Raw genomic sequence first — 25,926 nt, forward strand, 5'->3', positions numbered from 1 at the left:
CAAATATACCCGTAGTGATTTATTATGATAATCCACTATAATTAGATAGCACTTATATTGAATACTTATAAATAATGAAAGAAAATTTAAATGATTTACACACTTTTATGGTCGTTGCTCAAGAACGGAGCTTTACCCGCGCAGCCGCAAAACTCAGGACTTCACAGTCAGCCATTAGTCAAACACTCCGTAATTTAGAAGACCGAATTGGCATAAAACTATTATCAAGAACAACACGAAGTGTGGCACCTACAGAAGCAGGTGAATATCTATTAAATTTGCTTCAACCTGCAATAGAAGAAATAGAAAATGGCATAAATCAAATTAGTGCTTTAAAAAATGATCCAGCAGGAACATTACGTATTAGCGCAGATGAATATGGAATACAAAGTGTTTTATGGCCAGCAGTTGAAAAAGTCATACAACAATTTCCAAAAATTTCAGTAGAGATCATATCTGATTATGGTCTTGTTGACATTGTAGAAGGGCGTTTTGATGCAGGACTTAGAAGAGGCGGTTTAGTTTCTAAAGATATGATTGCTTTACAGGTGAGTGAGCCAATACAAATGCTCACTGTTGCAACCAAAGAGTTTTTAGCTCGTTATGGTCACCCAAAGCATCCAAAAGATTTGGTTGAACATCAATGTATTAATTTAAGATTACCAACACATGGTGAACTCTATCGTTGGCAATTTACCAAACAAGGTAAAACTCAGACAGTTACCGTTAACGCTAAAGTTATTTTTACAACCTTATCTCCAGTGCTTCAAGCAGTAAGGAGCGGTGTAGGAATCGCTTATCTACCTATTGATATGGTTCAGCCTTATATTGAAAGTGGTGAATTAGAAGAGATACTTAAGGACTGGCGACATAGCTATGAACCTTATCATCTGTATTATCCCCACAGACGTGAGCAAGCACCTTTATTAAATATCTTAATTGATGCGTTAAAAGAAAATTTTAATAAAAAATAGCTGCTCATTAAATGAACATGGGTATTTCAGAACATCCGTGTAAGAAAATTGGTTTAAGTTAATGATGAAAGAAGAAGTTCCTTAATTTATTCATCATTTAACGCACATTCAAAATTACTTGGGTTTTCTTTACATCTTACTTTCTTAAGAAAATTCATCATTTTAGGATCGTAAATACCTGCCTTTGTTAGCTGTATACGTGCTTCGCGCATCATTTTCATATAGTTTAATTGTTCATTTTTAGGAATATCCATCCAGTATTTTGAAGGAATATCACTTTCGTATTTAGCAATAACGCCAAACGTTCTGTTTAGTTGGCTGGCTACCCAAGTCCGTGACTTTTGCCCAAAACCTGCTGGAAATTGGTCTTTACGAATAATGAAGTTTGCTGAAATTTGAGTTAAAGGAAAACGAACGATAGCTCCTTTTTCACCTAAACCTTTGTATAGCTCAAAAGGTTTAAATGCTACAATAGGAGCGGGTAAAATATCAATTTCATGGTTATTAAACTTTGCGCCAGCATTGGTGACGTCTACCGATACAGCCTGACCGCCAACCTGTTGCACAAGCTTTGGTTGAGCTTCATCATATTTAAATACCCCAATTTTCTTACCGGCAGCTTTAGCGAGTGTATTGATACTTCTATCATTTACAAATAAATATGCAGGGCCAATAGTCCCTAAACCTGCAATTTCGTAAGGGCCTACCACCATGTTTTTTGCGGCCATGGGTGATGACAACAGCTTATAGGCATTAATTGCCGTTTTCATATTTGTTAATGCGCCAACAACATCTAAAGACCCTGTATATTTATTAAACTGACGGCCACGTAAACCGCTAATAATAGCGCCATCACATTTCCCAACTTTTAAGTCTTCAGCCGCAACACGTTCATCAACATATGCTTTTAAAGATAGATCAGCTCCCCAATTTTTGGCTTCAAGAGCATAGTCTTTAGCTAAAGCGAAAGCATCTCCTGACTTACCAATTGGGTCAAAAACACAGACGACTTGTTGTTTGGCATAAAGAGTTGTTGTTAAACATGTGCTTGCAATCAATAAAATAACTTTCAAACGATCCATATTTAATTATCCATTATTCAAATTATAAAAATTATTTTATGAGTCTGACGTAGATTAGATATGGCATTTCAAGGAAAATATTTAGTGAAGAAGTCAAAAGACAGCTTTGAGTTGGATCTTATTTTTTTGTGATTTAGCTATGGCTTAAATAATTTGAGCACTATCAGTGAGTTAAATTTAAAGAATAGCTGCACACACGTACTATATCAGTTTTTAAGAGCATGTAAAGAGGGTTTTTAGAAATATTTATATAAATTTCAATAAGATAGAAAATTTTTTGTGTATTGCAATTTAGCCTAAGCAAATTAATAACTTTAGGAGCCAAAAGTCGATTTAGCAAAATAATCTCTAGGTATCCAGTAACCACAAATACAGATGATGAATTTAGGATGTAGTGAGTCGATCAGCTCGCTAGGGCAAATATAAAAGTGTAATTACATTTTGTAGAAGGCTGCCTAGAGAATTATTCTGACTAAAATTAGAAATAGGGTTATCCCAAAGGTAATTAAGAGCGCGAAGACTCAGCAGAAATTGGCACAAGCTTAATAATTGACCATAGTAAAAAATAAACGGCGTAGCAGCAACGTAGAGTAGCCAAAGTCATATATAGGTAGGTTTCTACATATCTTATTTAACATAATATACATTATACGAACAGTTGTTGTTAGAACCCATTTAAAGTGTCTATATTCTCACCAATAAAAATGTCTAGTTTATGATGGCTTAAACATCATGGACTGGATATGAAATATAGATGCTGATCACTATGTCTGACAAAGAAATTCAACGTCTTGCTGTTCTGCAAGACGTTCGAGATCATCGTATTACACAAGTCCGTGCTGCTGAAATCCTTAATCTTTCAACCCGTCAAATTACCCGGTTATTACAGAAGCTCAATCAAGATGGTGTTTCAGGTATGGCGCATGCCAGTCGTGGTCAACCTGGCCATCGTCGCCATGATGATTTATTAAAATCAAAATGTCTTTCCATTATTTCTGAACATCTGCTGGGATTTGGACCTACCTTGGCCCATGAGAAGCTCAGCAGCATGTTTGACCTGAATATCCCGGTAGAAACGCTTCGGCGCTGGATGACTGCAAATGACCTCTGGATTCCACGATCCAAGCGCCTTAAACGTCCATATCAGCCACGTTATAACCGGGATTGCTTCGGTGAGCTAATCCAGATTGATGGCTCATATCATGACTGGTTCGAAGGACGCGCTGCTAAGTGCTGCTTGCTGGTTTATATCGATGATGCCACTGGAAAGCTGTTGCATCTGCGCTTCTGTGAGGCGGAAACGACCTTCGACTATATGCTTTCAACCCGAGCCTACATTGAACAATACGGTAAGCCTCTGGCCTTTTATAGCGATAAACATTCGGTCTTCCGAGTGAACCAGAAATCGAGCCAGGACAGCCAGATCACGCAATTTGGGCGGATTCTGAATGAGTTAAATATTGATATTATCTTCGCCAACTCACCCCAGGCCAAAGGCCGTGTGGAACGTGCCAATAGAACACTCCAGGATCGCCTGATCAAGGAAATGCGCCTAGAAGGTATCTGTTCAATTGCCGAGGCAAATGCCTGGCTGCCCTGCTTTATTGAGCATTTCAATCAGAAGTTTGCCAAGTGTGCGCGAAACTCAAAGAATTTACATCGGCCATTAACCGAATCTCATCTTGAACTGGATGATATTTTTACCTGGCAGGAACCGCGTAAGGTCACCAAGAATCTGACCCTGACCTATGACAAATGTATTTATCTGCTTGAACCGACAGAGCTGAATCATAAGCTTGTTGGGCAATATATTTCATTTCTGGAGTACCCAGATGGCACTGTGGCCCTCATGTACGAGGGACGAAAGCTCAACTACAGCATTTTCAATAAATTAGCTGGGCTACAGCAGAATGAGATCGTTGAGAATAAACGGTTAGGTACAGTTCTGGCACATATTCAGCAACAGCATGAAGAGTTGGAAAAACAGAATAAACGTTCCCGTCTCAAGAAAAGTATGCCGAGTCGTAAAGCTCAGAAAGCTGTTATTGAACAAAGAAAGTTAAATCCTGTGCTTGACTCTTGTGGTTAAAAACAGGACATTTTAAATGGTTTATCGCATAGACATTTTAATTGGTGAATAACAGTTGTATAATTCACTATTAAGTCCTTGATTCTGTTGTTGTACGTTTAGCTATACTTGTTGCCTCTACAAAGAATCATTAATTATTTTAGATGCGTATTATGCAATTTATAAAAAAGACCTTTGTTAAGGTCTTTTTGCACAGTTAAATTAATTTCATAATTTTATTTTGAAGAATTCCAATAATTGACGTAATTCAACTGTTGAATACCTCGTTCTACAAACTCAGCATTTTGCCATTGTTTTACATCAACATCGCGTTTTATCAGCTTGGCCTTTAATGCAGTCTGCACACCTTCTTGTAGATGCCCTAGATAATATTCATCCAAAAGTGGTGAAAAAACCGTTTTTAAGGCTTTGTCTTGTAGACTCAATGCATAGAGTTCTGTTGGTAATCCTGCATTTTTAGTGACAAGTTGAATGGCATTATCGCGGTTTTCAGGCTGTGAAACCCAATGTGCTGATTGTAAAACCGTATTGACCAATGTTTGTACGATTTCAGGATGTTGCTTAATAAACTCACTACGGCCCACCAAACCTGATTGAATTGTTCCAGCACCATCTTGTCTCTGCCCAGTACTCAGAGGAACTTCTACAATTTTCTGTTGTTTGAGCGCTAGAATTGGCATTAAACCCCAGCTAGCATCAATTTGCTTCGCTGCAAGTGCTGCATTGGCCGCAGCAGGATCTAAATTAATAATGCGGAAATCTTTTTCAGTAAAGCCATATCGCTCGATATATTGATCAAACGATAATTGCATAGCAGTTCCTTGAAAAATTGCTATTCGTTTACCTCTTAACTGTTCAAGACTGGTATATCCTTTATTTGGCAAAACACCCAAATAAGCATCTATGTGCCGTCCAGTCGCTACCAATAAAGTAGTATCGATTTGATTCGATTTACCAATAATGGCAGCTAAGTCACCTAAAAAAGCAAAATCTAATTGCTTATTGGCTAAGGCTTCATTAATTACAGGCCCTGCACCTTTAAAAAATTGCCATTCAACCTGAATATTTTTCTTTGAAAATTCTTTTTCAAGTAACTGATTTAAGTAAATATAATCAACTAATGGTGTGCCGCTGCTGTGTCTTTCACTACTGCTTAGATCAGGTACAGCAATTCGAATTTTTACAATGTTTTCAGTCTGATTTGTTGTTTTTGATGGTGCTGATGAAGATGGTTTGAAAATAAACAGTAATAAAGCAATAAAAATAAGCGCAGGAATAATCCAGATAAATCGATTACGTTTTGATAGTGTGGCCATATCGTTTTTCTCAACAACATATACAACGTCACTGCTTAACAACAGTGACGTTTTGCATGTTTAAAATAGTCTTTAATTGGCATTTAAAACAGCGTGAAGCTTGGCTTTTTCGAGTTGTTCTGCTGATAAATCTTTGGGTAATGTGGTTTTACCTTTTAAACCATGTACACCAGTCGTTACTTCACCGGCAAGTGTAATTCGGCGTACAACGCGATGTTGATCACCATAATCGTTAACCGCGTAGTGCTGTGTAGAGCGATTATCCCAAATCACCACATCTCCTTCCTGCCATTGCCAACGTACTGTATTTTCTGGTCGCGTTACTTTTTCTTGTAAAATATTAAATAAAAGTTGTGAATCACTTTGACTGAATCCCACAAGTCGTTTGAAAAAATGTCCAAGTAATAGGCTTTTCTTGCCAGTTTCTGGATGTACTACGACTACTGGATGCTCTGTCTCATACTTGGTAGATACAAAAATTTTCTTCAGTCTTTCTAGTTGTTCAGGCTCGACATTTTGTTTTGGTCCACCATAGTCATATTCATTTGAATGTACAGCTACCAATTGCTCAGCAAATTGCTGTAAAAGCTCAGGAAGGTCCTCATAAGCAGTTTCAGTATTTGCCCAAGTTGTATCACCACCTGTTTCAGGGATGATTAGGCTTCTCAAGATACTAATTTTAGGATAAGCATCGACAAAAGTGACATCAGTATGCCAAGAGTTAGCTCGTGCACCTTTTTGTGAGTCAAGTTCAAAAATAAAATCTGTGCCATCCACCGCTGGTACTGTTGGATGTTTAACGGGTGAACCAAACAATTCTGCAAATTTCTCTTGTTCGGTGTCCCCCAAATGTTGCTGGCCACGAAAGAAGAGTACTTTATGCTCTAGTAGCGCATCGTGTATAAACTGAACTGTAGATGAATCAAGCTCAGAGCTTAAATGAATGCCTGATATTTCAGCCCCAATTCGACCAGTTAATTTTTTAACTTGTAGTTGTTGTGCTGGTTTCTGAATAAATGTTGTCATGTTAATTTCCTGTCGTAATATATGACTGAATTTTTATCAGAAACGGCGGCTTATTCTGTTATTTCAGAGACAATCCATCACGTAAAAAATTATTTTGATATTTAAATAATTAATAACACGCACATATGAAAATTAAATATGAAATTATATTTTTTTGAAATTTGAATAAATTTTAACTCTGATAAGCTGTTTAAAATCTTAGTTTATATCTCTGATTTATCATGAAAGCATCATCAATTATCGAGTTTAGGAATCCTATCTCAAAATATCAGAATGATTTTGACGGCGGACAATCTTCGGATCATCAAATTATAACGAATGAATTTATTCATAAAAGTATTCGTATTTTAGAAAACTATCAGGTTATTCAATCTTTATCTAATACAGAGAAATCTACGCTTATTCAGCATTTAAAAATTAGAAAGTATTATCATAATCAAACGATATACAATCAAAATGATCCGTGCACTGATATCAATATTTTGCTTGAAGGCGCACTTAAACTTGGCTGGAGCACATCGCAAGGTAAATATCACACCGATATTTTTGTGCCCTCAGGTACATTAATCAATATTGTTCCGATTGTAACGGGTCAACCCCTACTTCACGACCATATTGCACAAGGTAGAACGGTCATTGCCAACCTTCCTGGCCAATTGTTTATGGATGTTATCAGAAATAACGCAGATGCTTTGTTTATGGTGCTGAAATTAATCTGTGTAAGAACACAACTAAATCGTGAACAAAACTTCATTTATTCAACTGAAACATTGCAAACTCGTCTCGCTAAAAAACTAGTTTTTCTAGTGGATTATCATTCTTATCAGGACAAAGATAAAATTTTACTGAATCTCAAATTGAGTCAGGAAAATCTGGCAGAGCTTTTGCAGACTTCAAGACAAAGCATTAATAAAGAACTAGCAGCGCTTTCGAACCAAAACATCATTGAGGTTAAATACAATCAAATCTTTATTTTGGACTTTGAAAAACTAAGCGATATTGCTCAGACTCATCAGTTCAACAGTACCACTAAGTTTCTTTGATATATCTGCTTTTGTCATAATGATATGATTTTATTAGGAGATAACTGTCAGAATAGAAACAGAATAAAAATTTGTCATATTTACACTAAGCATTTTAGTCGCTTTGTTGGATAAAACATGACAGATGTAAATATCAATAACCAACCTAATATTTTATTGATTGTGGCAGATGATTTAGGTTTTTCAGATTTAGGTGCTTTTGGCGGAGAAATCAATACACCTCATTTGAATCAATTAGCATTAAACGGCTTAAGACTGACTAATTTTCATACGGCGTCAACCTGCTCCCCCACTCGTGCGATGTTACTTTCAGGTACTGACCATCATTTAGCTGGCTTAGGAACCATGGCTGAGGCCCTTACCCCAGAACTTGAAGGTAAAGAAGGCTACGAAGGTGTACTAAATAACAAAGTTGCCGCATTACCAGAATTATTAAAAGATGCAGGTTACTACACCATTATGTCTGGGAAATGGCATTTGGGACTAAAACCAGAATATTTTCCAATAAAAAAAGGGTTTGAACGTTCTTTTGCACTATTACCTGGGGCTGCTAATCATTATTTATTTGAAGCTGATATTCCAGAAGACCAAATTCCACGCTTACTTAAGTCAACAAAAGGACTCTATGCAGAAGATGATGAGTTTTCGGAAGAACTGCCTCAAGGGTTTTATTCATCAGATTATTTTACCACTCGCCTTCTAGACTTTTTACAAGATGATGAAGCACGCCAAGGACGTCCTTTTTTTGCATATTTACCTTTCTCTGCACCGCACTGGCCACTTCAGGCACCTCAGGAAGATATCGATCGATATAAAGGACGCTATGCAGATGGCCCCGTCAAGCTACGTGAACAGCGCCTTGAGAAACTCAAGCAACTTCAATTGGTAGATGCGGAAACAACGATTCACCCTGTCCTCGCTAGAACTCCATTCTGGGAAAATCTTACTCAAGAGCAACGTGATAAGTCTTCAAGAATTATGGAAGTCTATGCGGCCATGGTAGATCGTATGGATCAAAACGTTGGACGTGTGGTGGAATACCTCAAAGATCGAGGGGAATTGGACAATACCATTGTTATTTTTCAATCAGACAATGGTGCAGAAGGTGCTCAACTCGAAGCTCTACCCGTCTTTGGAGGTCAACTTAATGAAATTATCGAGCAATATTACGACAACAGTATTGATAATATTGGACGAGCAAACTCATATGTTTGGTACGGAGAACATTGGGCACAAGCAGCCACTGCCCCTGCTCGCCTATATAAAGCACACACTAGCGAAGGTGGAATTAGAACAGTTTCGTTCATTCACTATGCAGGGTTTAAACGCCAAAATCAGATCAGTCACGAATTTTTGACGGTTATGGATTTACTACCAACCCTATTAGATTATTTAAATATTCAGCACCCTGGTCAGGTGTATAAAGGTCGTCAATTGGTACCCCTACGAGGTCGTTCTATCTTGCCTTATTTACAAGTACAACAAGACCATATTCACAGTGAAGATCATGTCACAGGCTGGGAGTTATTTGGTCAAAAGGCTCTGCGCAAAGGAGAATGGAAAGCGCTCTTCATCCCTGCGCCAAATGGTCCAAATCGCTGGCAGCTATACAACCTTAAAGATGATAAAGGCGAAACTCAGGATTTGGCAAAACAATATCCAGAAAAGCTCGATGAATTACTCAAAGAATGGGCAACTTATGTCAAAGAAAATGGTGTCATCGAAAATGTGCAACAACGAAGATTATTACAGAATGATCAGCTAGAACCATTTGAAGCATAAAAATAACGAAAAGATTAGTATTTAGATTGAACTAAGCCAGCAGCAAATGCTGGCTTTTACATTTGCCGCCTGAATAATATTTTAAAAGGCCTATGTTTAAAAAATTACTATTAAATATAAAGATAAGATCATCAAAATATAAACTTAAGTTTGTACTGATAATGACAGTGTTCAATTACATAAAAATTAAAATCATCACAAAGAAAACACAAAACGGAGTCATTAATGTCAGTTCAAAAGCACACCTTTCACTTCAAGAGAAAAAGATTAGTTTTAAATAAAATCACGCAAAGTCTGTTTATTTCACTTATAGGGTGTGCAGGATATTCATCTATTGTCTATGCCGAGGACACTTCCGCTACTTCAGGTACAGCGGTAACGGAAGCCAGTACGTCAAATTCAAAGTCAAACAGTAAAGCAGATGATGTCATTCAGCTTGCAGATGTTATAGTGACTACACGAAGACGTGAAGAAAAAGCACAAAATGTTCCAACACCGATTAGTATTTTAAGTGCTAAAACACTGGAAACACAAAAACTCAGCAAACTTGAAGATCTACAACAAGCCCTACCCAGCCTTAATGTTGCTTTCTTGAACCCACGTCAATCGAGTGTAGCTGTTCGAGGTTTGGGTAATAACCCAGCCAGTGATGGTTTGGAAGCTAGTGTTGGGGTCTATCTGGACAATGTTTACTTAGGTCGCCCCGGCATGGCTGTATTTGATTTATTAGATATTGCCCAACTCGAATTATTACGCGGGCCACAAGGGACATTATTTGGTAAAAATACCACGGCGGGTTTATTAAACATTAGCTCAAAACAGCCTACCTTCGACCCAGACCATTCTGCTGAAATTTCTTTTGGCTCACGCAATTATTTGCAGGCTAAAGGAACATTTTCAGATGCTCTATCCGAAACTGTAGCAGGCCGACTCTCTTTTTATAAAACAACTCAAGATGGTTTTATTCATAATACCTATAATGGTAAAGATTATAACAATACAGATCGCGAAGGTGTCCGCGGTCAAATTCTCTGGAAGCCGCAAGAGAATTTTAATTTACGTCTAATTGCAGATTACAACAAGCAAGATGATGATCAAGGTGCGATGGTGGTGTACTACGCTGGGCCAACGTTTAACAGTACCGTATATGGAAATAACTACAATCGTTACTTAGAAAATGCCACACAGTCAGGTGCCAAAAATCTTTATACCAACTGGAAAGATAAACAGATTCATTCAGATGCCCCACAACATATGTCTGTTGAACAAGGTGGTGGATCGGCAGAAGCCAATTGGTCGCTAGATAGCGGTAAAAAAATTACGTCGATTAGTGCATACCGCTTTTGGAACTTCACTCCAACCAATAGTGATTTTATTAGTTCAAATGCATTGACGAATGCCGGTGTTTCGGTTCGAGATAAACAGTATTCTCAAGAGCTACGCCTAACATCTGCTGGAAATCAAAAAGTGGATTGGGTAACGGGCCTATATTACTTTCAGCAACAGTTAGACAATACGACTTTCTCTTTATATGGAGATACGGCTGACGCATTCTATCTTTATAACGTTCCGAGCGTGAGAACCTTAATTGCAAATGGTCAATCGAATATTTTGAATAATCGAGATTCGTATGCATACGGAACAACTGAGACAAAAAGCTCAGCACTATTTGGTCAAAGTACATGGCATGCGACACCGAAGTTAGACATCACCACAGGTGCACGAGTCACCTATGAAGATAAATCTGCCAGTATCTATAGAACCGACCCTATTGGGGGTACTCCAGTTTCGGGTTTAAGTGCGGCAGAGCGTAATTTACTAAATGCCCAGCTTGGCGCATACGATTCGGGTGAACTGAAGCAACATGGTTTAAGTTACTCTGGCTTACTGACTGGCAGCTATCGGGTAAATCCGAGCACACTGGCCTATGCAACGTATTCACACGGCGAGAAATCTGGTGGCTTTAACCTAAGCATTGGTTCTGCACCAGCAGCGGGTGCTAACTCGTTAAAGGTTGATCCTGAAAAAGCAGATAACTATGAAATTGGATTGAAACAGAATTTTCTAAATAATACCTTACAGCTCAATAGTAATATATTCTGGATTGATGTTTCTGACTATCAAACCACAAGCTATGAACAAGTCGGTAACTCTGTAGTGAGTGTATTGGCAAATGCGGGTAAAGTACGCAGCCGAGGGATTGAACTCGATGCAACCTATCAACCTATTCGTCGCCTTACACTTAACTTTAATGGCTCTCTTAACGATACTACCTATACAGAATATAAAAATGCCCCTGCTCCATCCAATATCAGCATTCCAACAGGCGTAAACACACAAGATCTATCTGGAGAGCGTGTATATGGCGTACCGAAATGGATTGCAAATTTCAATTTCCGTTATGACTTAGCTGAGCATAATAACTGGCAGCCCTATGTTTCAGGAAGTTATGCTTGGCGAGATTGGTCATATGGCTCTTTAGATAATAACCCGTACAGTGTTATTAAAGCCTATGGATTAACAAATGCGAGTCTAGGTGCCAGACATCGTATTGGTGAAAATGAATTGGATGTTGCGCTATGGGTAAAAAATCTCACCAATGAAATCTATGTAACTAATACATGGAATTCTTCTAATGGTATTGTTCTCGCTAGTTTAGGTCAGCCTCGTACTATTGGTGCAACAGTGAAACTTAGCTTTTAACAAATAAAATGCTCAATCATTGCAGCACTGGCTCCTTGAAAGCCATGCTGCAAAGTTTGTATCAAGTTATGGCCTATTTAGAATAGCGTCAATCTGAGTCAACTCATCTGCACTAAACACCGTGTTTTGCAATGCTTTTAAGTTTTCGATGATCTGCTCTGGTCGGCTAGCACCAATAATTGTCGATGTAATACGTTCATCACGTAAAACCCACGACAATGACAATTGAGCCAATGTTTGGTCTCGACGCTTTGCTATTTCATTTAACTGCTGTATTTGCTGTAGCTTCAATGAAACGAGATGCTCTGACTGTAAATAACGACTACCACGCCCGATACGTGAGTCTTCAGGTACACCATTCAGATATCGTCCAGCCAAAAGGCCTTGGGCCAGTGGTGAGAACGTAATTACACCAAAACCCTCTTGTTTAGCAGTCTCCGTTAAACCTTGCTCAATCTGACGTTCAAAAAAATTGTAAATCGGTTGATGCAAAGTAAGTGGAACGTGATAAGCCTGAAGCAATTCTATCAACTGTAATGTTAACTCTGGTGTATATCCAGAAGAAATCCCCACATAGAGAGCTTTACCTTGTTGCACAATATCAGCAAGTGTCTTGGCTGTTTCTTCAAGCGGTGTTTCTGGGTCATAGCGATGTGAATAAAAAATATCGACATAATCAAGCCCCAGTCTCTGTAAGCTCTGATCAAGACTAGCCATCAGATATTTTCGGCTGCTACCACCTTGTCCATAAGGTCCAGGCCACATGTCCCAGCCTGCCTTTGTCGAAATAATGAGTTCGTCTCGATATGGCTTGAAATCAGTTTTTAAAAAGTACCCAATATTTTTCTCTGCACTTCCAAAAGGTGTTCCATAATTATTGGCCAGATCGAAATGATTAATTCCATGATCAAATGCCGTGTAAAGTACCGATTTTTGTTGCTGAATTGGAGTGTCATCTCCAAAGTTATGCCAGCAACCAAGTGACAATGGTGGTAATACCAAACCGCTATTTTTAATTTTTCGATATTGGAATGATTGATATCGTTCTGAATTTGCGAGATACATACTCTGCCCTTTTATTCGGTAGCAGCCAAGAGGCCAAGGTTTTGTCTTAATGTTTGACCTTCGTATTCTTTGCGGAATAAATTGCGCTGTTGAAGGATGGGAATAACCAGATCGACGAAGTCTCTAATTCCATTTGATATAACGGCAGGCATAATGTTAAATCCATCTGCTGCACCACTAACGAACCATTCTTCAAGCTGGTCGGCGATATATTCTGGCGTTCCAACCAAACAAAAATGCCCACGTCCCGATGCAATACGTTGATAGAGCTGTTTAATGGTTAGACCCTGCTCTTGCCCAAGAGCCTGAATCAATTGCTGACGGCTTTGCTGCCCCGTTTGGGTTTCAGATAAATCTAAGGAAGCTAAAGGCTCATTCACATCAACACCGCTTAAGTCAAAATTGCCCAGCATTCTTCCTAAAAGCGCTAGGCCAATGTCATCATCAACGAGTTCATCTAAAAGCTGTTGCTGTTTCCTCGCCTCTTCATGTGTATGAGCAACAAGCACATATACGCCAGGCATGACCACTAACTCATGTTCTTGGCGATCAAAGTCTTCAAGACGTTGCTTTACATCGCTATAAAATTGCTGTGCCGCGGCTAAGTTAGATTGCGCAGTAAAAATGACATCTGCCGTACGAGCTGCCAGATTTTTACCTCGTTCTGAACTGCCTGCCTGAACCACCACAGGGTGAAACTGTGGGCTTGGGCTAATATTGAGTGGACCTTTTACCTGGAAAATATCACCGCAATGATTGAGCGTGTGTACCTTATCTGGATTAAAGAAAATGCCTGTGGCTTTATCATGAATAGCTGCATCCTCATCCCAACTATTCCAAAGTCCTTTTACGACATCGTGAAATTCTTCAGCACGTGCATAGCGATCTTGATGTTTGACATGTTCCTTTGTACTGAAATTCTTCGCTTCAAGCGCAAAATCAGTGGTGACGAGGTTCCAGCCTGCACGTCCAGCAGAAATTTGGTCTAAAGAGGCAAATTTTCTTGCGAGATGATATGGCTCATTATAGGTTGTTGTAGCTGTTCCAATGAGTCCAATATGACGGGTTTGTGTCGCGATTGCTGAAAGTAACGTAAGGGGCTCAACCTCGCTACCGCGAATTTTGCCTGATGTGGCTGTTGCTGGATCAACAGCTAGACTATCGGCAAAAAAAATGGCATCAAATTTACCCTCTTCAGCTATTTTTGCTGCATTTAAGTAGCGCTCATAGGGGCTTAGGTTTAATTGACTCGCTGGATGTCTCCAACTGACCAAATGATGGCCATAACCGTCTAAAAATAAATTAAGGTGAAGCTTTCTTGTAGACGAAGAATTACTCATTTTAATCAGTCCAATGGATGGGCGTACACCTCGAAAAAAACGAGGCGTACTAGACATACTTTTTAGAAATTTTTACGGAATGAAATGCCAAAATAGCGTTCATCATCTCTAGGGACTTGACGAGTAATACGGCTACCATTTGTGCTCAGTAAGGTCGCATATGATTTATCCGTTATATTTCGTACATTCAATGCCAATCGCCAGTCAGAAGCAGTATCAGCTAAAGCAATGCTCGCATTCAAAAGTCCATATGCACCCTGAATGGTGTTTTGGTTTTGGTCGAGACTGAACTGTACTTTGCTTTGCCATGCATATTGGGTTGAAAGTTCAATTTGCTTGTTATTTGCTAGAGTAAAATAGCGATCGAGCTGGGTATTAAATTTCCAATCAGGAGAAAATGGCAGCGGCTTACCGTTTACATTTGGGCACGAAGTATCGGCAGCTGGACATTTGAAGTCATCAATTCGTGCATGTGTATAGGCACCTGAAAAGTTTAGTGCCCAATTTGGATTAATCTTATATACCGAATCAATTTCGGCCCCATAGGTAGAAACACTTCCTGCATTAACCAAGCGGGTTATCGGGAAACCATTTGGGTCGAGGGTTCTAAAATTTGCCTGATAGTTATCATAATCCGTATTAAATAACGCAACATTGACACGCAGACGATTATTCAGCCATTGAGATTTGAGACCAAGTTCGTAAGAGTTAGCCGTTTCAGGATCAATGACAGGTGTATCATTTTGCTGCATATTAAAATAAACGTTATATGCAGGACCTTTATAACCTCTTGAATAGGTAAAATAGCCCAATATATTCGGTGTAAAGTCATATTGAGGTCCAATACGGCCCGAAACTCCAGTTTCACTGGTTGATCCATCACTGCTAAATGAAGAACGAATAGCATTTCGGACACCTACACTGCTTGGAACAGTTGAAACTCGGCTATGATCATAAGACAACTCATCTCGAGTAACACGTAAGCCTGCAATCCATCTCAACCGATTTGTGAAATGAAAGGTACCTTCACCAAATGCAGCATAGTTGGTGCTGTCTGTGTTATAGATTGCCTTACCAAAATCTACGACATAAGCATTAGAAGCATTGTTGTACCAAGTTGACTCACGTTGATAAGTCTCATCGTTTTTGTTTTTAGAAAAATATAGACCCGCGACATAATCAAAAAAACCATGATCGAGCGGTTTAATTCTAATTTCTTGAGAAAACTGCTTACTGTTAACATGACCTAAATCGGCAATTCCTGCAAAATTTGGTGTCGGAGCAGCAAGCTGATCGCTGTCACCAATCTGTGTGTTTTTCCATTGGCGAAAGGCCGTAATGGATGACAATTGATGATTGGTTAATGTCCAGTCTGCGGTAAGCGCTACCCCCTGATTGGTATCATCAGTCGAGGCTTGAGTATTTTCAACCGTACTTCGATTGGTTGGAGATGCTACAACAGGCGATAATGCTGCTGCATAGTTGGCATCGGTATTTTTAACCACAATACCTGTTGGGGCACTTCCTTTTTTATGCAGATAATCGGCAGTAAAGCCTAAAACTAAACTATCGGTAGGCGTATATTCAAATTTGGTTCTAAACCCATAGTTTTTATAGCCATTAACATCTTGATTGGTTGTAAGGTTATCTACATTGCCATCAAAATTACCTAATAGCGCCGAGACATTGGCAGTTAATTTTTCAGGAATTAATGTACCAGATGCTCCTAGTTTAATTCGTTGTTCACCATCGTTAGTGGCATAGGCATCGATATAACCAGAGGTTTCACTGGTTGGATTTTTGGTCACAATATTGACTACACCTGCCGATGCATTTTTACCAAAAAGTGTTCCTTGCGGACCACGAAGAACTTCAATACGATCCACATCTAACAAATCGAGTGTTGCTTGCCCCGGTCGGCTGTACACAACGCCATCGATCACTGTAGAGACGGAAGGCTCAACACCCGGTGAAGTGGTAACAGTTCCAATACCGCGAACAAATAAAGAAGTATCTTTATTGGAAGCTCCAGCCCGAAAGTTAACACTCGGTACTTGTGTTACTAATGTTTCAAGTGAGTTTCGCTGTTGCTTATCGAGTTCCTTTCCACTAATAACTGAAACGGCAACAGGTACTTTTTGGAGTGATTCTTCACGGCGTGTTGCTGTCACAACTACGGTTTCTAACTGTGCCACATCCTCTGAAGAACGTGCGGTATTTGAGACTGTTTCTGCATGAGCTTGTCCCCAAACTGACAAGATACTCAGCGAAAGCAGACTTAAATTTAAAATTTTTTGTTTAGTAGCTGACGTGAACGGATCACGCGCTACATTCTTCGAATGTATCGACATTATTTACCCCATAATTAAGTTTTAAAAGACGGTGCTTATTTCACTGATTTCAAATATTCGTACTGCTGAGTTGGTTTCCAGTAGGTCTTTAAATTTGATTGTTCAAGTGCTTGATTTACAAATGACGGATTAATCCAGCTTTTGACGTCAATATTTTTGCGTATCAACCCTTGTTGCGTAGCCAAAGTGATTTTTTGCTGCAATTGTTGGGTGTAATAGCCATCAAATAACGGTGAATATAAAAACTTCAGATTTACACCATTGAGTTCCTGAGCATAGATAGATGCTGGATAACCCGATTGGGTAAAAAAGAGTGCGACTTGTGGTACTCGATTTTGCTCATTTGAGAGCCAACTCAGACCTTTTACAACCTGAGTCACAACCTGTTGTGTTTCATTTGGATGTTGTCGAATAAACGATTGACGACCTAAAAACACACCTTGAGTAGATCCTGCACCATTTAACTGACGACTACTGATAGGCAAGTTAACGATGTGTTTGTCACGTAACGCAAAAAATCGAGAAGGTCCCCATGATGCATCAATTTTTTTTGCGGCCAAAGCAGCGTTGACGGCGTTAAAGTCTAAATTGACCACTCGCACATCGTTGAGCTTTAAACCTTGGCTGTTCAATGCACTCACAAATGACAATTCATCTGCTGTTCCTCTTAACAAACCAACGCGTTTCCCTTTTAATTCAGCAAAATTTTTGATCGGAAGATCAGATCTTACCGCCAAATAATTGGTGATACCGCGCGCCGTTGGAACAAGTAATTGGGTATCCAATCCATTGGCCTTACCAATGATTGGAGGTAAATCCCCTAAAAAGGCGAAATCTAGTTGATTGTTGGCCAATGCTTCATTAATAGCTGGCCCAGCACCTTTAAAGAAATGCCATTCCACTTTGACATTTTTTTTTGCAAGTTCTTGCTCAAGCCATTTTTTGTTGTAAAGCACATCAACAACTCCACCACCCGCGTGTTTCTGACCAGCAGTCAAATCGGGAGAACCAATTCGGATTGTTTTAAGGCTTTCAGCGTAACTGGCATGTCCAAAAGCCAATAAGCTCAGCAAGATCAATTTCTTAAAAATTGATGGTTTCATTATATTTTCCACATTTTTTATTGATAAATTAGCGTCGTATTATTTAGTCACTTATGACGTAGATGGCTTAATTTGCTTACTCGCTTTGCCATCGATATCAACAGGAACATCGCCTGCCAACGTAACGCGTCGCATAATACGCAAAGCATTACCATAATCATTAACGGCTAAATGCTGAGTGGCACGGTTGTCCCAAATAGCGACATCTCCGTCCTTCCACGTCCAGCGAATCGTGTTTTCTGGTTTGGTAATACGATCTTGAAAAATTTCAAATAGCTTGTTGGACTCTTTAGCAGTCAGACCCACAAATCGTTTAAAAAATTGGCCTAAAATTAAGGTTCGCTTACCTGTTTCAGGATGTACTCTGACCAATGGGTGTTCTGCCTCATAGACCGTTGAAGCAAAGATTTTTTGATGGCGTTTTACGACTTCATCACTTGCAGAAGGCCGAAAACCACCATAATCAAAATCATTGGTGTGAATCGCACGGAGCTGATTGGCAAGGAGCTTTAGTGGCTCAGGCAATTCATCATAGGCTGCTTCTGTATTTGCCCATGTGGTATCTCCCCCTCGATTGGGGGTAGTTACTGCTCTTAGAATGCTGATTTTTGGATAATTTGAAACAAAGGTAACATCGGTATGCCAAACGTCTGCACGACCGTCATGACGGGAATCAAGTTCAAATATATAAGTCGAACCCTCTGCCACTGGAACAGTAGGATGTGAAATAGGTTGTCCAAGTAATTCGGCAAACTTTTCCTGTTCTTGATCGGTTAAATGTTCCTGATTACGGAAAAAAATAACTTTATGTTCAAGCAATGATTGCCTAATTTGATCCAAGACCTCAGGGTTAAGGTTTGAAGATAATTCAACACCATTAATTTGCGCACCGATACGACCTGCTAAAGGGATCACATCGATTAACTCACTCACTGGTTTTCTTATTAATAAATCTGCCATATCATCGTTCTCGTCATTGATGATATGAGTTTAGAAATTCCCCCCTTTAAATTCTGCAACAAAAATTACATAGCATTTCTGCATTTATGAAAAATTATTCATAATTCGTCATAATCTCTTTAGTGCAGTAAGGCTTTTAATTTGTCGATGTCTTTGACAGAGATATGATTGTATTTTGTTTCTATAATGCCTTCTTCAACAAACCACTGAATTTCCTTTCTGATACTTTGTCTCGATATTTTTAAAAGTTCAGCTAAATTTTCTTGTGAGAGTTTTAATAAAACCTCAATGCCTTTTTGAGTCTGAGTCGAAAAAAATTCGATTAAATAGATGAGCTGTCGCGCAATTTGTACCTTTAAAGGTTGTGTAGATGTGTGATAGATATCATTGTCTAAAAGACGTGTTCTTTGGCATACCAATTTTAAAACCTGATATAGCATGCGTGAATTGTGCTGTATGGTGTACTTAAAGATATGCTCTGGAATGGTCGCAATCACAGTTGCTTCGTGTGCAACATATTCATGCTCTAGCGCAGATTCAGAAATAAGATAGACAATATTTAATAGTGCGCCTGTAGGAATAAAGCGATGAATAAGATATTTCCCATCGTATGAATTCCAACCTAACTTGAGTACACCACTTAAAACAATGATCAGTTCACGACAGTTTTGATTTCTCGAATATAGCACTTGCCCTTGATAAAGATGCTTTATCTTAATTTCATTAAATAATTTTTGCTTTTCTTCAAGCGAACATGCGTCCATGAATTCACATTCTGACAGCATTTGTTCAGCCAGTTTTTTATATTCAAAGGTAATGTTGAAATCTTGATAACGATTGATATGAGTTTGATCTAATAAATCTAAAAAATGATCATAGTTATTTCTTCTTTTATCGTTATAAACAAGTGTTGTCATTCGCCATCTCACCATCAAATTGAAGCTCTAAAATAGACCATACAACCTAATCGTGAAATTCAAGTTTAATATAAATTTAGATTAAACAATTATATGAAAATCAAGTTCTCAAATTTGGATCTTGATTTTCTTTCGTCTTGTTTATTTTGATAGAACTTAAGACTTAGGCGATGTAATGACTGATAGTTTATCAACGCCTACACGTTCTATGCTGGCCAGTAACTTGGCAACCGTACCATAAGGAACGGTCTCATCTGCATTCAGGTTCAGAGCCAGTTTAGGATTGGCCGCCTTACGCGTTTGAATGGCCTGTTCGAAGTGTTCAAGAGCGACTTTATCTTTATCCAGATAAATTTCCCCTTTTGGATTAACACTAATGACCACAGCCTTGGTCTGAGCTGTCACCTGTGTTGGTGCAGCTTTGGGTAAGTTTACCTTAACAGTATTCGTCAGTAAGGGCGCCGTGACGATAAACACAATCAACAGAACCAACATCACGTCTACTAAAGGGGTAATGTTAATCTCGCTGACGACATCATCTTGTTCTGATGTTGAAATGGCCATTATGCATATACCTTTTCTTTATTGTGGTTATGGCTTAACTCGCTGGCTGGAATGCTCGTATTTGTTGTTTGTGTCTTGACTGCCTTAAGCTGGAAACCTGATTTTTGGTTTAGGCTGACAAAATCAGTCGCAAAGTCATCTAGTTCTGCACCAATAGTTTTTACTTTACGCACAAAATAGTTATATGCCAGTACTGCTGGAACAGCCACTGCAATCCCGATGCCTGTTGCAACTAGCGCTTCACCAATCGGCCCTGCAACGACATCCATACTGGCATTACCCGAATGTGCAATGGCCTGTAAAGCATGGATAATCCCAAAGACTGTACCAAATAGGCCAATGAAAGGTGCATTATTACCAATTGATGCGAGCAAGGCAGAACCTTTTTCTAATTGGCGGCGTTCAGACAAAATTTGTTTGCGTAAATGACGCTCGAGTAAATCTTGACGACTCCAACTATGTTGTAAATCTTGATGAGTATCATCGTCTGCATCGGCAAGTGTTTTAAAACCAGTATTTGCAATGCGTGCCACTGGTCCTTGCCCTACTTCCGATTTTTGAATCGCATCTTGCAGATTTTTGGCACTCCAGAATTCTTCTGCAAAGGCTTTGCTTTGACGGTCAGCTTTTTGGGTTTGAACCAGTTTAATGACAATCAAACCCCACGTCACAATTGAAAAAGCAACCAATAACCAGATAGTCCCATCGTGGATCAGGGAGTTTATATCACTCATGTTAAAATTCCTTATAGATCAATATTAAGTTAAAAATTATTTCGGGAGTTGATAGTGAATAGGAACATCGACCCATCCTTCGACTGGTGTCTTCCCTTTTAAGGCTGGTGAGAATTTCCATTGTTTTACGGTTCTCACTGCTGCACTATCGAGTATTTTTTTGCCACTACTCTGTTTGACTGTCACGCTATCAGGGCTGCCATTTGGCAAGACTTTTACCCTCAAGATGACTGAACCTTCCCAACCCCGATCGAGAGCCTGTTCAGGATATTCAGGCGCTGGATTACTCAAATAACCTGCATAGCCTTTTGCTTCTGTAACTGGCAAGTTGTCATCAGCAGCTTTCGCAGGTGCTTCAGCGGGTTTTGAAACGGGTTGTTGAACAGGAGCCGCCACCACGTTTTTACTTAAGGGTTCCGCTACAGGCCGTGGTTGCTCTACTGCCTTATGCTGTTCAACAGGTTTAGGCTGCTCAACGTGTTTCTGTACTGGTTTTGGTGGCTCTATTTGCTTTTGTACAGGCTCAGGCTTTGGACTAACAGGCGGTATCTTTGGCTTTTGCACCACTGGAGGGATTTTAGGTTCAATCACCTTAGGTGGTTCAGGCGGTTTGACAATCTCTATCACCACAGGGTCAGGTGTTTTAACATCAAGCTGAGGTGTAGGAAGTTGTTTGGCGATATACCAGATTCCCAAATGTGCCGCAGCAACGGCGACAATCGCAATTGCCAAAGCATTCTTTTTTGGTCCAGCAGGATCATTTCCAGCATCTACGTTTACGTTATGGCTAAAAGGATCATTAACCGTCGTTGTATGGGAGACTTGATTGGATAGTTGCTCAAATAAAAATGCTTTTCTAATCGAGCCTTGACTAAATTCACTCATCAATAACTCCTATTAACCAATTTTGTCTTCGGTCAAAATCCGAAAAATCTGTTCTTTTAATTGATGCAATTCAAAACTTGAACGATTTCGAGGACGCGGCAAGTTGACGGGAATAATCTGTTCAACACGACCAGGTTTAGGTTTTAAAATCACCACACGATCTGCCAGAGTTACGGCCTCTTCCACATCATGTGTAATAAAAACAGTGGTCATTTTTTGTTGAGATTGAATGCGTAGCAATTCATTTTGCATTTGGTGCCGTGTTAATGCATCCAAGGCACCAAACGGTTCGTCTAACAGAAAAATACGTGGTTGCACAACAAGACTGCGTGCAATAGCTACACGTTGAGACATCCCGCCAGATAGTTGGTGTGGGTAGGCCTTTTCAAAGCCATTTAAGCCAATCAACTCAATTGCTTTCTGGACCAGAATATCTTTATCACGTGAAGTTAACGCCTCATTTAATAAACCTAGCTCAATGTTTTGCTCAACGGTAAGCCAAGGAAATAAGCGATGTTCTTGAAAAACTACCGCTCGATCGCCGCCAATGCCGCTTACATCGGCACCATCAATTAAAATTCGACCATCAAAATCTTGATCTAGTCCTGCCAAAAGACGTAAGAGCGTAGATTTACCGCAGCCACTGCTACCCACAATCGCAATAAACTCCCCTTCTTTAATTTCTAGATTAAAGTCGTGAATGACCTTAACAGGTTGTTGATTGACGACAAAAGACTTGTGGACATGGTGAAATGCCACACGTGTTTGAGCATTAGATTGAAAAGACTGGTGATGTTTTTCAGTATTTGTATTAAGGGTAATTGTCATGGTTTGACCTCAATTTTTTCGCCAAGATGTTGCGTAGTTTTCAGTTATTTTGCCCAGCCATGCCAGAATCGCCCCTAAACCAGCGACCAAAACGGTTGCTGCTATCACACGCTCCATTTCAAAGTTTTGCTGTGCAGCCATCATGTAGCTACCTATACCAATCCCAGAGCCCATCAAGTATTCAGCTCCAAAAGATGCCATCCACGAATAGAGCAACGCCAATCGAAATCCAGCAAACATTGATGGTGCAATGCTCGGTAAAATCAAAAGCGTTAAGCGTTGAAGCAATGTCATTCTTAAAGTGCTCGATACCTCAACAAGCTGCATGGGAATGCTCGACATGCCTTTCCATGTCGCAATAAACATCGGAAAAAATGTCGCTATTGAAATGAAAACAATTTTTGATAAATCTTCGAGCCCAAACCAAGCTGTCAGTAGCGGAATCCAAGCAAAAATGGCAATTAGACGTAATGTGTTGAGTGTAGGTGCCAACAGATTTTCAATAGGTTTAAATAACCCCACCACAATTCCTACAGACGCCCCAATTAGCCCGCCGATAATCAAACCCAAAATTGCACGATAAAGGCTGTAATACATGGCGGTAGTGAGTGAGAAATCTTGAATGCCTGACCACAGTGCTTCTAATACTTTCCACGGCGCGGGCAAAATTTGACTCGAAATCAAGTTAAACCAACTGCTCACTGCCCAAAGCACCACTAAACTCAAAGGTAAAACCCATGATTTAAAAATATCTGTTCTATTTTTTTTGTGAAAAGTATGAGCACTCAAAGCAGCATGTGGCCAAAACACAAACTTTCGTTCAATTCGATGCAGGATAAAATCGAAAATAATTCCTACAGATGCGATCACAAAAATCGTGACAAAGACAATATCAAGCTGAAATAGCTGACGACCTGTCACCATCAAATATCCAATGCCTTCCGATGAAGCCAACAATTCAACAGCAATTAAGCTCGTCCAGCCTGCTGCAACAGCTAGTCTTAAACCAGTAAAGAAATATGGAAGTGTGGCTGGCAGTACAAGTTTTGTAAGCAAGGTTAGCCGATTAAACTGTAAGATTGCTGCCATTTCTTTGAGTTTGGGTTGAATGTCACGTACGCCTGCCTGAGTATGTAAGGCAATCGGCACCATTGTGGCCTTAAAGATTATGAAAATTTTTAAACTATTTTCGATGCCGAGCCAGATCATGAGCAAAGGCAACCAAGCCAATGTTGGGATAATGACCAACGCATAAAACGTTGCAGAAAGGTATTGTTCTGCAATGCGGCTATAACCAAGTAAAACACCTAGAAATACGCCACCTAACACACCTGATAATAGGCCAAGACCAAAGCGCTCAAGACTGATCGCAAGCTGTGACCATAGATCTTGAGATGCAATTTCAACGAAAGAATGCCAAGTGTCTTTTGGGGTAGGTAAAATTTGAGCAGGCATCCATTGCTCGTTTGACGCTACCCACCACAGTAAGAATAAACAAAGAGGTACAATCCAATAGATCGCAAGCGAGTTAAAATACCCAACAGAAATGAACCATGGTTTCTTGGTACTTTTCCAGACAATGCCGGATGAATTTTTTTGCGAAATTATTTCTTTCATATCTCGATATATATCCATACATTCTGCTTTTATAGATTTCTCAGAATGTTTAACTAAACGTATACCTGATGATCATTTATCCGTGTCATGCAGATCTAATATGAGACGTGTTGTGATCATCTTTGGTGTTATGCTCTGGATGAGTGTAAAGAGAGATGTTTTGTTTAACTGTCTACACAGGTACAAAGATCAGAAAATATTTATATTTATAAATAAGAGATAAAGATAAGAATTCTTGTATAGAGCTTTCATAAAAGATCAAATGCCTATAAGGAACAAAATTTAAAAAGCCCAACTAGCTTACTAATCAGGCTTATTTAAAGAACATTTAAACTTTAAAGCGCAATATCAAACTCTGGGCTAGCTACCGTAGGCTGTAATCGAGCACGTTGCTTTTTAAAGTGTGGAAGAACGTGTTCACCAAGACGGTATGACTCTTCAAGATGTGGATAGCCTGCAAGAAAGAATAATTCTATGCCAATGCTATTGTATTCTTGAATACGCTCAATAATCTGTTGGTAGCTCCCTACCAAAGCAACACCTGGTGGCACACCAATGTATCCAAACCCTGACCAAACATTTGGATGGATAAAAAAGTCGCTGACATTTTTACTGCCATCTTTTTCGGCGTACTCTTTTTCGAAGCTTAATACTCGCGCTGAACGTAACCCCGCATGGGCTGCTGCTGCGTGTAAACGTTGTTTTTCAGCAGCTTCATCGAGAAACCGCTGTGCTTCAGCTAATGCTTCTTGTTCAGTACGGCGAGCAATGGTATCGATCGATAGACCAAATTTTATATTTTCACGACCATATTTTTTTGCACGAGTACGTACGTCTGCAATCAATGCTGCAATTTCTTCTGGTTTTTCAGCTCGCATTAAATAATAGTCGGCATGTTTTGCTCCAAACTCACGAGCAGCTTCCGAAGAACCTGCTGTGCAAATAATTGGAAGACTTGCTTTATTCAGTGGATATTTTAGACCACCGCCTTCTGCCGAATAGTACTTTCCTTTATAGTGAAATGAAGGATTATTCCAATATCCTTTTACAACATCTAGAAACTCTGTAGCACGTGCATAACGCTCATCATGAGGTAAGTCATCGCCGACCTGACGTTGGATTACTTCCGAGCCGCCATTAATAATATTCCAAACCAGTCGATTGCCTGTTGCACGCTGATACGTTGCCGCAGTTTGTACAGCATTATATGGACTAAAATGATAGGCCTGAAATGCAGTCACAAAGTTAAGTTTTTTGGTTTCTCTTGCAAGCAATGAACATACTGTCCAAGGCTCTTCACCCGTTGGTGCGTTCACCATGAGTGCACCAGCAAAACCATTAATTTCTGCTGCCCGCGCTACCTGACTTAAGTAATCAATATAGGTAAAGTCATCACCGACTTCATAGTTCGAAACCGCTCCGGTATTTTCAACATTTTCAATATTGGCCCAATCACCACGATTACGTGGGTCCCCGGGTAAAAATTCTGTTTCGCCATGAAGTGGTAAACGTGTAAAAAATTCAATTCCCATTATTTTCTCCTTAAA

At 39.5% G+C, this 25,926-nt stretch carries 20 protein-coding genes; 5 read left to right on the forward strand and 15 right to left on the reverse strand.

The annotated features are described in order from the left end of the window. Positions 1 to 74: 74 nt before the first annotated feature. The gene (locus F985_RS12765) at positions 75 to 974 is read left to right on the forward strand and encodes a LysR family transcriptional regulator (protein ID WP_004701538.1); all 900 of its coding nucleotides are present in this window, start codon (positions 75 to 77) and stop codon (positions 972 to 974) included. An 86-nt stretch (positions 975 to 1,060) separates the two neighbouring features. Here F985_RS12765 and adeT1 read toward each other — a convergent pair whose 3' ends face one another. Beyond that, a complete protein-coding gene (gene adeT1, locus F985_RS12770; protein WP_004701539.1) occupies positions 1,061 to 2,056 on the reverse strand; it encodes a putative multidrug efflux protein AdeT1 in 996 nt (331 codons plus the stop codon). Between the two features lie 754 nt (positions 2,057 to 2,810). On the opposite strand from adeT1, the gene F985_RS12775 reads away from it, so the two are divergent. Further along, positions 2,811 to 4,145, forward strand: a complete 1,335-nt coding sequence (locus F985_RS12775; RefSeq protein ID WP_004699130.1) for an ISNCY family transposase — start codon at positions 2,811 to 2,813, stop codon at positions 4,143 to 4,145. Between the two features lie 215 nt (positions 4,146 to 4,360). Here the strand turns inward: F985_RS12775 and F985_RS12780 are convergent, their stop codons facing one another. Together F985_RS12780 and F985_RS12785 are read right to left on the reverse strand one after the other, a co-directional pair. After that, positions 4,361 to 5,461 carry an ABC transporter substrate-binding protein gene (locus F985_RS12780; protein ID WP_004701540.1) on the reverse strand — a complete coding sequence of 367 codons (1,101 nt, stop codon included), beginning with the start codon at positions 5,459 to 5,461 and terminating at the stop codon, positions 4,361 to 4,363. Between the two features lie 72 nt (positions 5,462 to 5,533). Next, positions 5,534 to 6,487 carry a TauD/TfdA dioxygenase family protein gene (locus tag F985_RS12785; RefSeq protein WP_004701542.1) on the reverse strand — a complete coding sequence of 318 codons (954 nt, stop codon included), beginning with the start codon at positions 6,485 to 6,487 and terminating at the stop codon, positions 5,534 to 5,536. A 221-nt stretch (positions 6,488 to 6,708) separates the two neighbouring features. Between F985_RS12785 and F985_RS12790 the strand changes: the two genes are divergently transcribed. From F985_RS12790 to F985_RS12800, 3 genes are all read left to right on the forward strand, one after another. Further along, the gene (locus F985_RS12790) at positions 6,709 to 7,530 is read left to right on the forward strand and encodes a Crp/Fnr family transcriptional regulator (protein ID WP_004701544.1); all 822 of its coding nucleotides are present in this window, start codon (positions 6,709 to 6,711) and stop codon (positions 7,528 to 7,530) included. 117 nt (positions 7,531 to 7,647) lie between these two features. Further along, positions 7,648 to 9,312, forward strand: a complete 1,665-nt coding sequence (locus F985_RS12795; RefSeq protein ID WP_004701546.1) for an arylsulfatase — start codon at positions 7,648 to 7,650, stop codon at positions 9,310 to 9,312. A gap of 225 nt (positions 9,313 to 9,537) precedes the next feature. Then, on the forward strand, positions 9,538 to 12,015 hold the full coding sequence (locus F985_RS12800; protein ID WP_004701548.1) for a TonB-dependent receptor: 2,478 nt from the start codon (positions 9,538 to 9,540) through the stop codon (positions 12,013 to 12,015). Positions 12,016 to 12,081: 66 nt separating this feature from the next. On the opposite strand, the gene mgrA is transcribed toward F985_RS12800, so the two are convergent. The 12 genes from mgrA to F985_RS12860 all read right to left on the reverse strand — a co-directional run bounded on the left by mgrA (position 12,082) and on the right by F985_RS12860 (position 25,911). After that, positions 12,082 to 13,080, reverse strand: a complete 999-nt coding sequence (gene mgrA / locus F985_RS12805; protein WP_004701550.1) for an L-glyceraldehyde 3-phosphate reductase — start codon at positions 13,078 to 13,080, stop codon at positions 12,082 to 12,084. A gap of 11 nt (positions 13,081 to 13,091) precedes the next feature. Continuing rightward, positions 13,092 to 14,420, reverse strand: coding sequence for an LLM class flavin-dependent oxidoreductase (locus F985_RS12810; RefSeq protein WP_025469130.1), 1,329 nt, complete (start codon positions 14,418 to 14,420; stop codon positions 13,092 to 13,094). A gap of 62 nt (positions 14,421 to 14,482) precedes the next feature. Further along, positions 14,483 to 16,678 (reverse strand): TonB-dependent receptor, encoded by a 2,196-nt coding sequence (locus F985_RS12815; RefSeq protein WP_081401367.1) that lies wholly within the window; start codon positions 16,676 to 16,678, stop codon positions 14,483 to 14,485. Positions 16,679 to 16,806: 128 nt separating this feature from the next. Continuing rightward, positions 16,807 to 17,874 (reverse strand): ABC transporter substrate-binding protein, encoded by a 1,068-nt coding sequence (locus F985_RS12820; protein WP_004701556.1) that lies wholly within the window; start codon positions 17,872 to 17,874, stop codon positions 16,807 to 16,809. A gap of 51 nt (positions 17,875 to 17,925) precedes the next feature. After that, complete coding sequence (locus F985_RS12825) at positions 17,926 to 18,834, reverse strand: TauD/TfdA dioxygenase family protein (protein WP_004701559.1); 909 nt, start codon at positions 18,832 to 18,834, stop codon at positions 17,926 to 17,928. A 119-nt stretch (positions 18,835 to 18,953) separates the two neighbouring features. Then, positions 18,954 to 19,751 (reverse strand): Crp/Fnr family transcriptional regulator, encoded by a 798-nt coding sequence (locus F985_RS12830; protein ID WP_004701561.1) that lies wholly within the window; start codon positions 19,749 to 19,751, stop codon positions 18,954 to 18,956. A 156-nt stretch (positions 19,752 to 19,907) separates the two neighbouring features. After that, complete coding sequence (locus F985_RS12835) at positions 19,908 to 20,315, reverse strand: ExbD/TolR family protein (RefSeq protein WP_004701564.1); 408 nt, start codon at positions 20,313 to 20,315, stop codon at positions 19,908 to 19,910. Beyond that, on the reverse strand, positions 20,315 to 21,049 hold the full coding sequence (locus F985_RS12840) for a MotA/TolQ/ExbB proton channel family protein (protein WP_004701565.1): 735 nt from the start codon (positions 21,047 to 21,049) through the stop codon (positions 20,315 to 20,317). The genes F985_RS12835 and F985_RS12840 overlap by 1 nt, the downstream gene beginning before the upstream one ends. 36 nt (positions 21,050 to 21,085) lie before the next feature. Continuing rightward, the gene (locus F985_RS12845; protein WP_004701567.1) at positions 21,086 to 21,934 is read right to left on the reverse strand and encodes an energy transducer TonB; all 849 of its coding nucleotides are present in this window, start codon (positions 21,932 to 21,934) and stop codon (positions 21,086 to 21,088) included. A gap of 12 nt (positions 21,935 to 21,946) precedes the next feature. Then, complete coding sequence (locus tag F985_RS12850) at positions 21,947 to 22,762, reverse strand: ABC transporter ATP-binding protein (protein ID WP_004701568.1); 816 nt, start codon at positions 22,760 to 22,762, stop codon at positions 21,947 to 21,949. A gap of 9 nt (positions 22,763 to 22,771) precedes the next feature. Further along, positions 22,772 to 24,397, reverse strand: a complete 1,626-nt coding sequence (locus F985_RS12855; protein ID WP_004701570.1) for an ABC transporter permease — start codon at positions 24,395 to 24,397, stop codon at positions 22,772 to 22,774. 317 nt (positions 24,398 to 24,714) lie between these two features. Beyond that, the gene (locus tag F985_RS12860; RefSeq protein ID WP_004701571.1) at positions 24,715 to 25,911 is read right to left on the reverse strand and encodes an LLM class flavin-dependent oxidoreductase; all 1,197 of its coding nucleotides are present in this window, start codon (positions 25,909 to 25,911) and stop codon (positions 24,715 to 24,717) included. Between the last annotated feature and the right edge of the window lie 15 nt (positions 25,912 to 25,926).

Origin of the sequence: Acinetobacter seifertii, from assembly GCF_000368065.1 — a bacterium.
GTDB classification, from domain to species: domain Bacteria; phylum Pseudomonadota; class Gammaproteobacteria; order Pseudomonadales; family Moraxellaceae; genus Acinetobacter; species Acinetobacter seifertii.

Excerpts from the sequence above, each read along its gene's own strand:
- F985_RS12790 (WP_004701544.1), top strand. The coding sequence starts at position 6,709 with ATGAAAGCATCATCAATTATCGAGTTTAGGAATCCTATCTCAAAATAT.
- mgrA (WP_004701550.1), bottom strand. The coding sequence starts at position 13,080 with ATGTATCTCGCAAATTCAGAACGATATCAATCATTCCAATATCGAAAA.
- F985_RS12785 (WP_004701542.1), bottom strand. The coding sequence starts at position 6,487 with ATGACAACATTTATTCAGAAACCAGCACAACAACTACAAGTTAAAAAA.
- adeT1 (WP_004701539.1), bottom strand. The coding sequence starts at position 2,056 with ATGGATCGTTTGAAAGTTATTTTATTGATTGCAAGCACATGTTTAACA.
- F985_RS12850 (WP_004701568.1), bottom strand. The coding sequence starts at position 22,762 with ATGACAATTACCCTTAATACAAATACTGAAAAACATCACCAGTCTTTT.
- F985_RS12830 (WP_004701561.1), bottom strand. The coding sequence starts at position 19,751 with ATGACAACACTTGTTTATAACGATAAAAGAAGAAATAACTATGATCAT.
- F985_RS12855 (WP_004701570.1), bottom strand. The coding sequence starts at position 24,397 with ATGGATATATATCGAGATATGAAAGAAATAATTTCGCAAAAAAATTCA.
- F985_RS12840 (WP_004701565.1), bottom strand. The coding sequence starts at position 21,049 with ATGAGTGATATAAACTCCCTGATCCACGATGGGACTATCTGGTTATTG.
- F985_RS12860 (WP_004701571.1), bottom strand. The coding sequence starts at position 25,911 with ATGGGAATTGAATTTTTTACACGTTTACCACTTCATGGCGAAACAGAA.
- F985_RS12835 (WP_004701564.1), bottom strand. The coding sequence starts at position 20,315 with ATGGCCATTTCAACATCAGAACAAGATGATGTCGTCAGCGAGATTAAC.
- F985_RS12825 (WP_004701559.1), bottom strand. The coding sequence starts at position 18,834 with ATGGCAGATTTATTAATAAGAAAACCAGTGAGTGAGTTAATCGATGTG.
- F985_RS12810 (WP_025469130.1), bottom strand. The coding sequence starts at position 14,420 with ATGAGTAATTCTTCGTCTACAAGAAAGCTTCACCTTAATTTATTTTTA.
- F985_RS12765 (WP_004701538.1), top strand. The coding sequence starts at position 75 with ATGAAAGAAAATTTAAATGATTTACACACTTTTATGGTCGTTGCTCAA.
- F985_RS12780 (WP_004701540.1), bottom strand. The coding sequence starts at position 5,461 with ATGGCCACACTATCAAAACGTAATCGATTTATCTGGATTATTCCTGCG.
- F985_RS12775 (WP_004699130.1), top strand. The coding sequence starts at position 2,811 with ATGCTGATCACTATGTCTGACAAAGAAATTCAACGTCTTGCTGTTCTG.
- F985_RS12820 (WP_004701556.1), bottom strand. The coding sequence starts at position 17,874 with ATGAAACCATCAATTTTTAAGAAATTGATCTTGCTGAGCTTATTGGCT.
- F985_RS12800 (WP_004701548.1), top strand. The coding sequence starts at position 9,538 with ATGTCAGTTCAAAAGCACACCTTTCACTTCAAGAGAAAAAGATTAGTT.
- F985_RS12795 (WP_004701546.1), top strand. The coding sequence starts at position 7,648 with ATGACAGATGTAAATATCAATAACCAACCTAATATTTTATTGATTGTG.
- F985_RS12845 (WP_004701567.1), bottom strand. The coding sequence starts at position 21,934 with ATGAGTGAATTTAGTCAAGGCTCGATTAGAAAAGCATTTTTATTTGAG.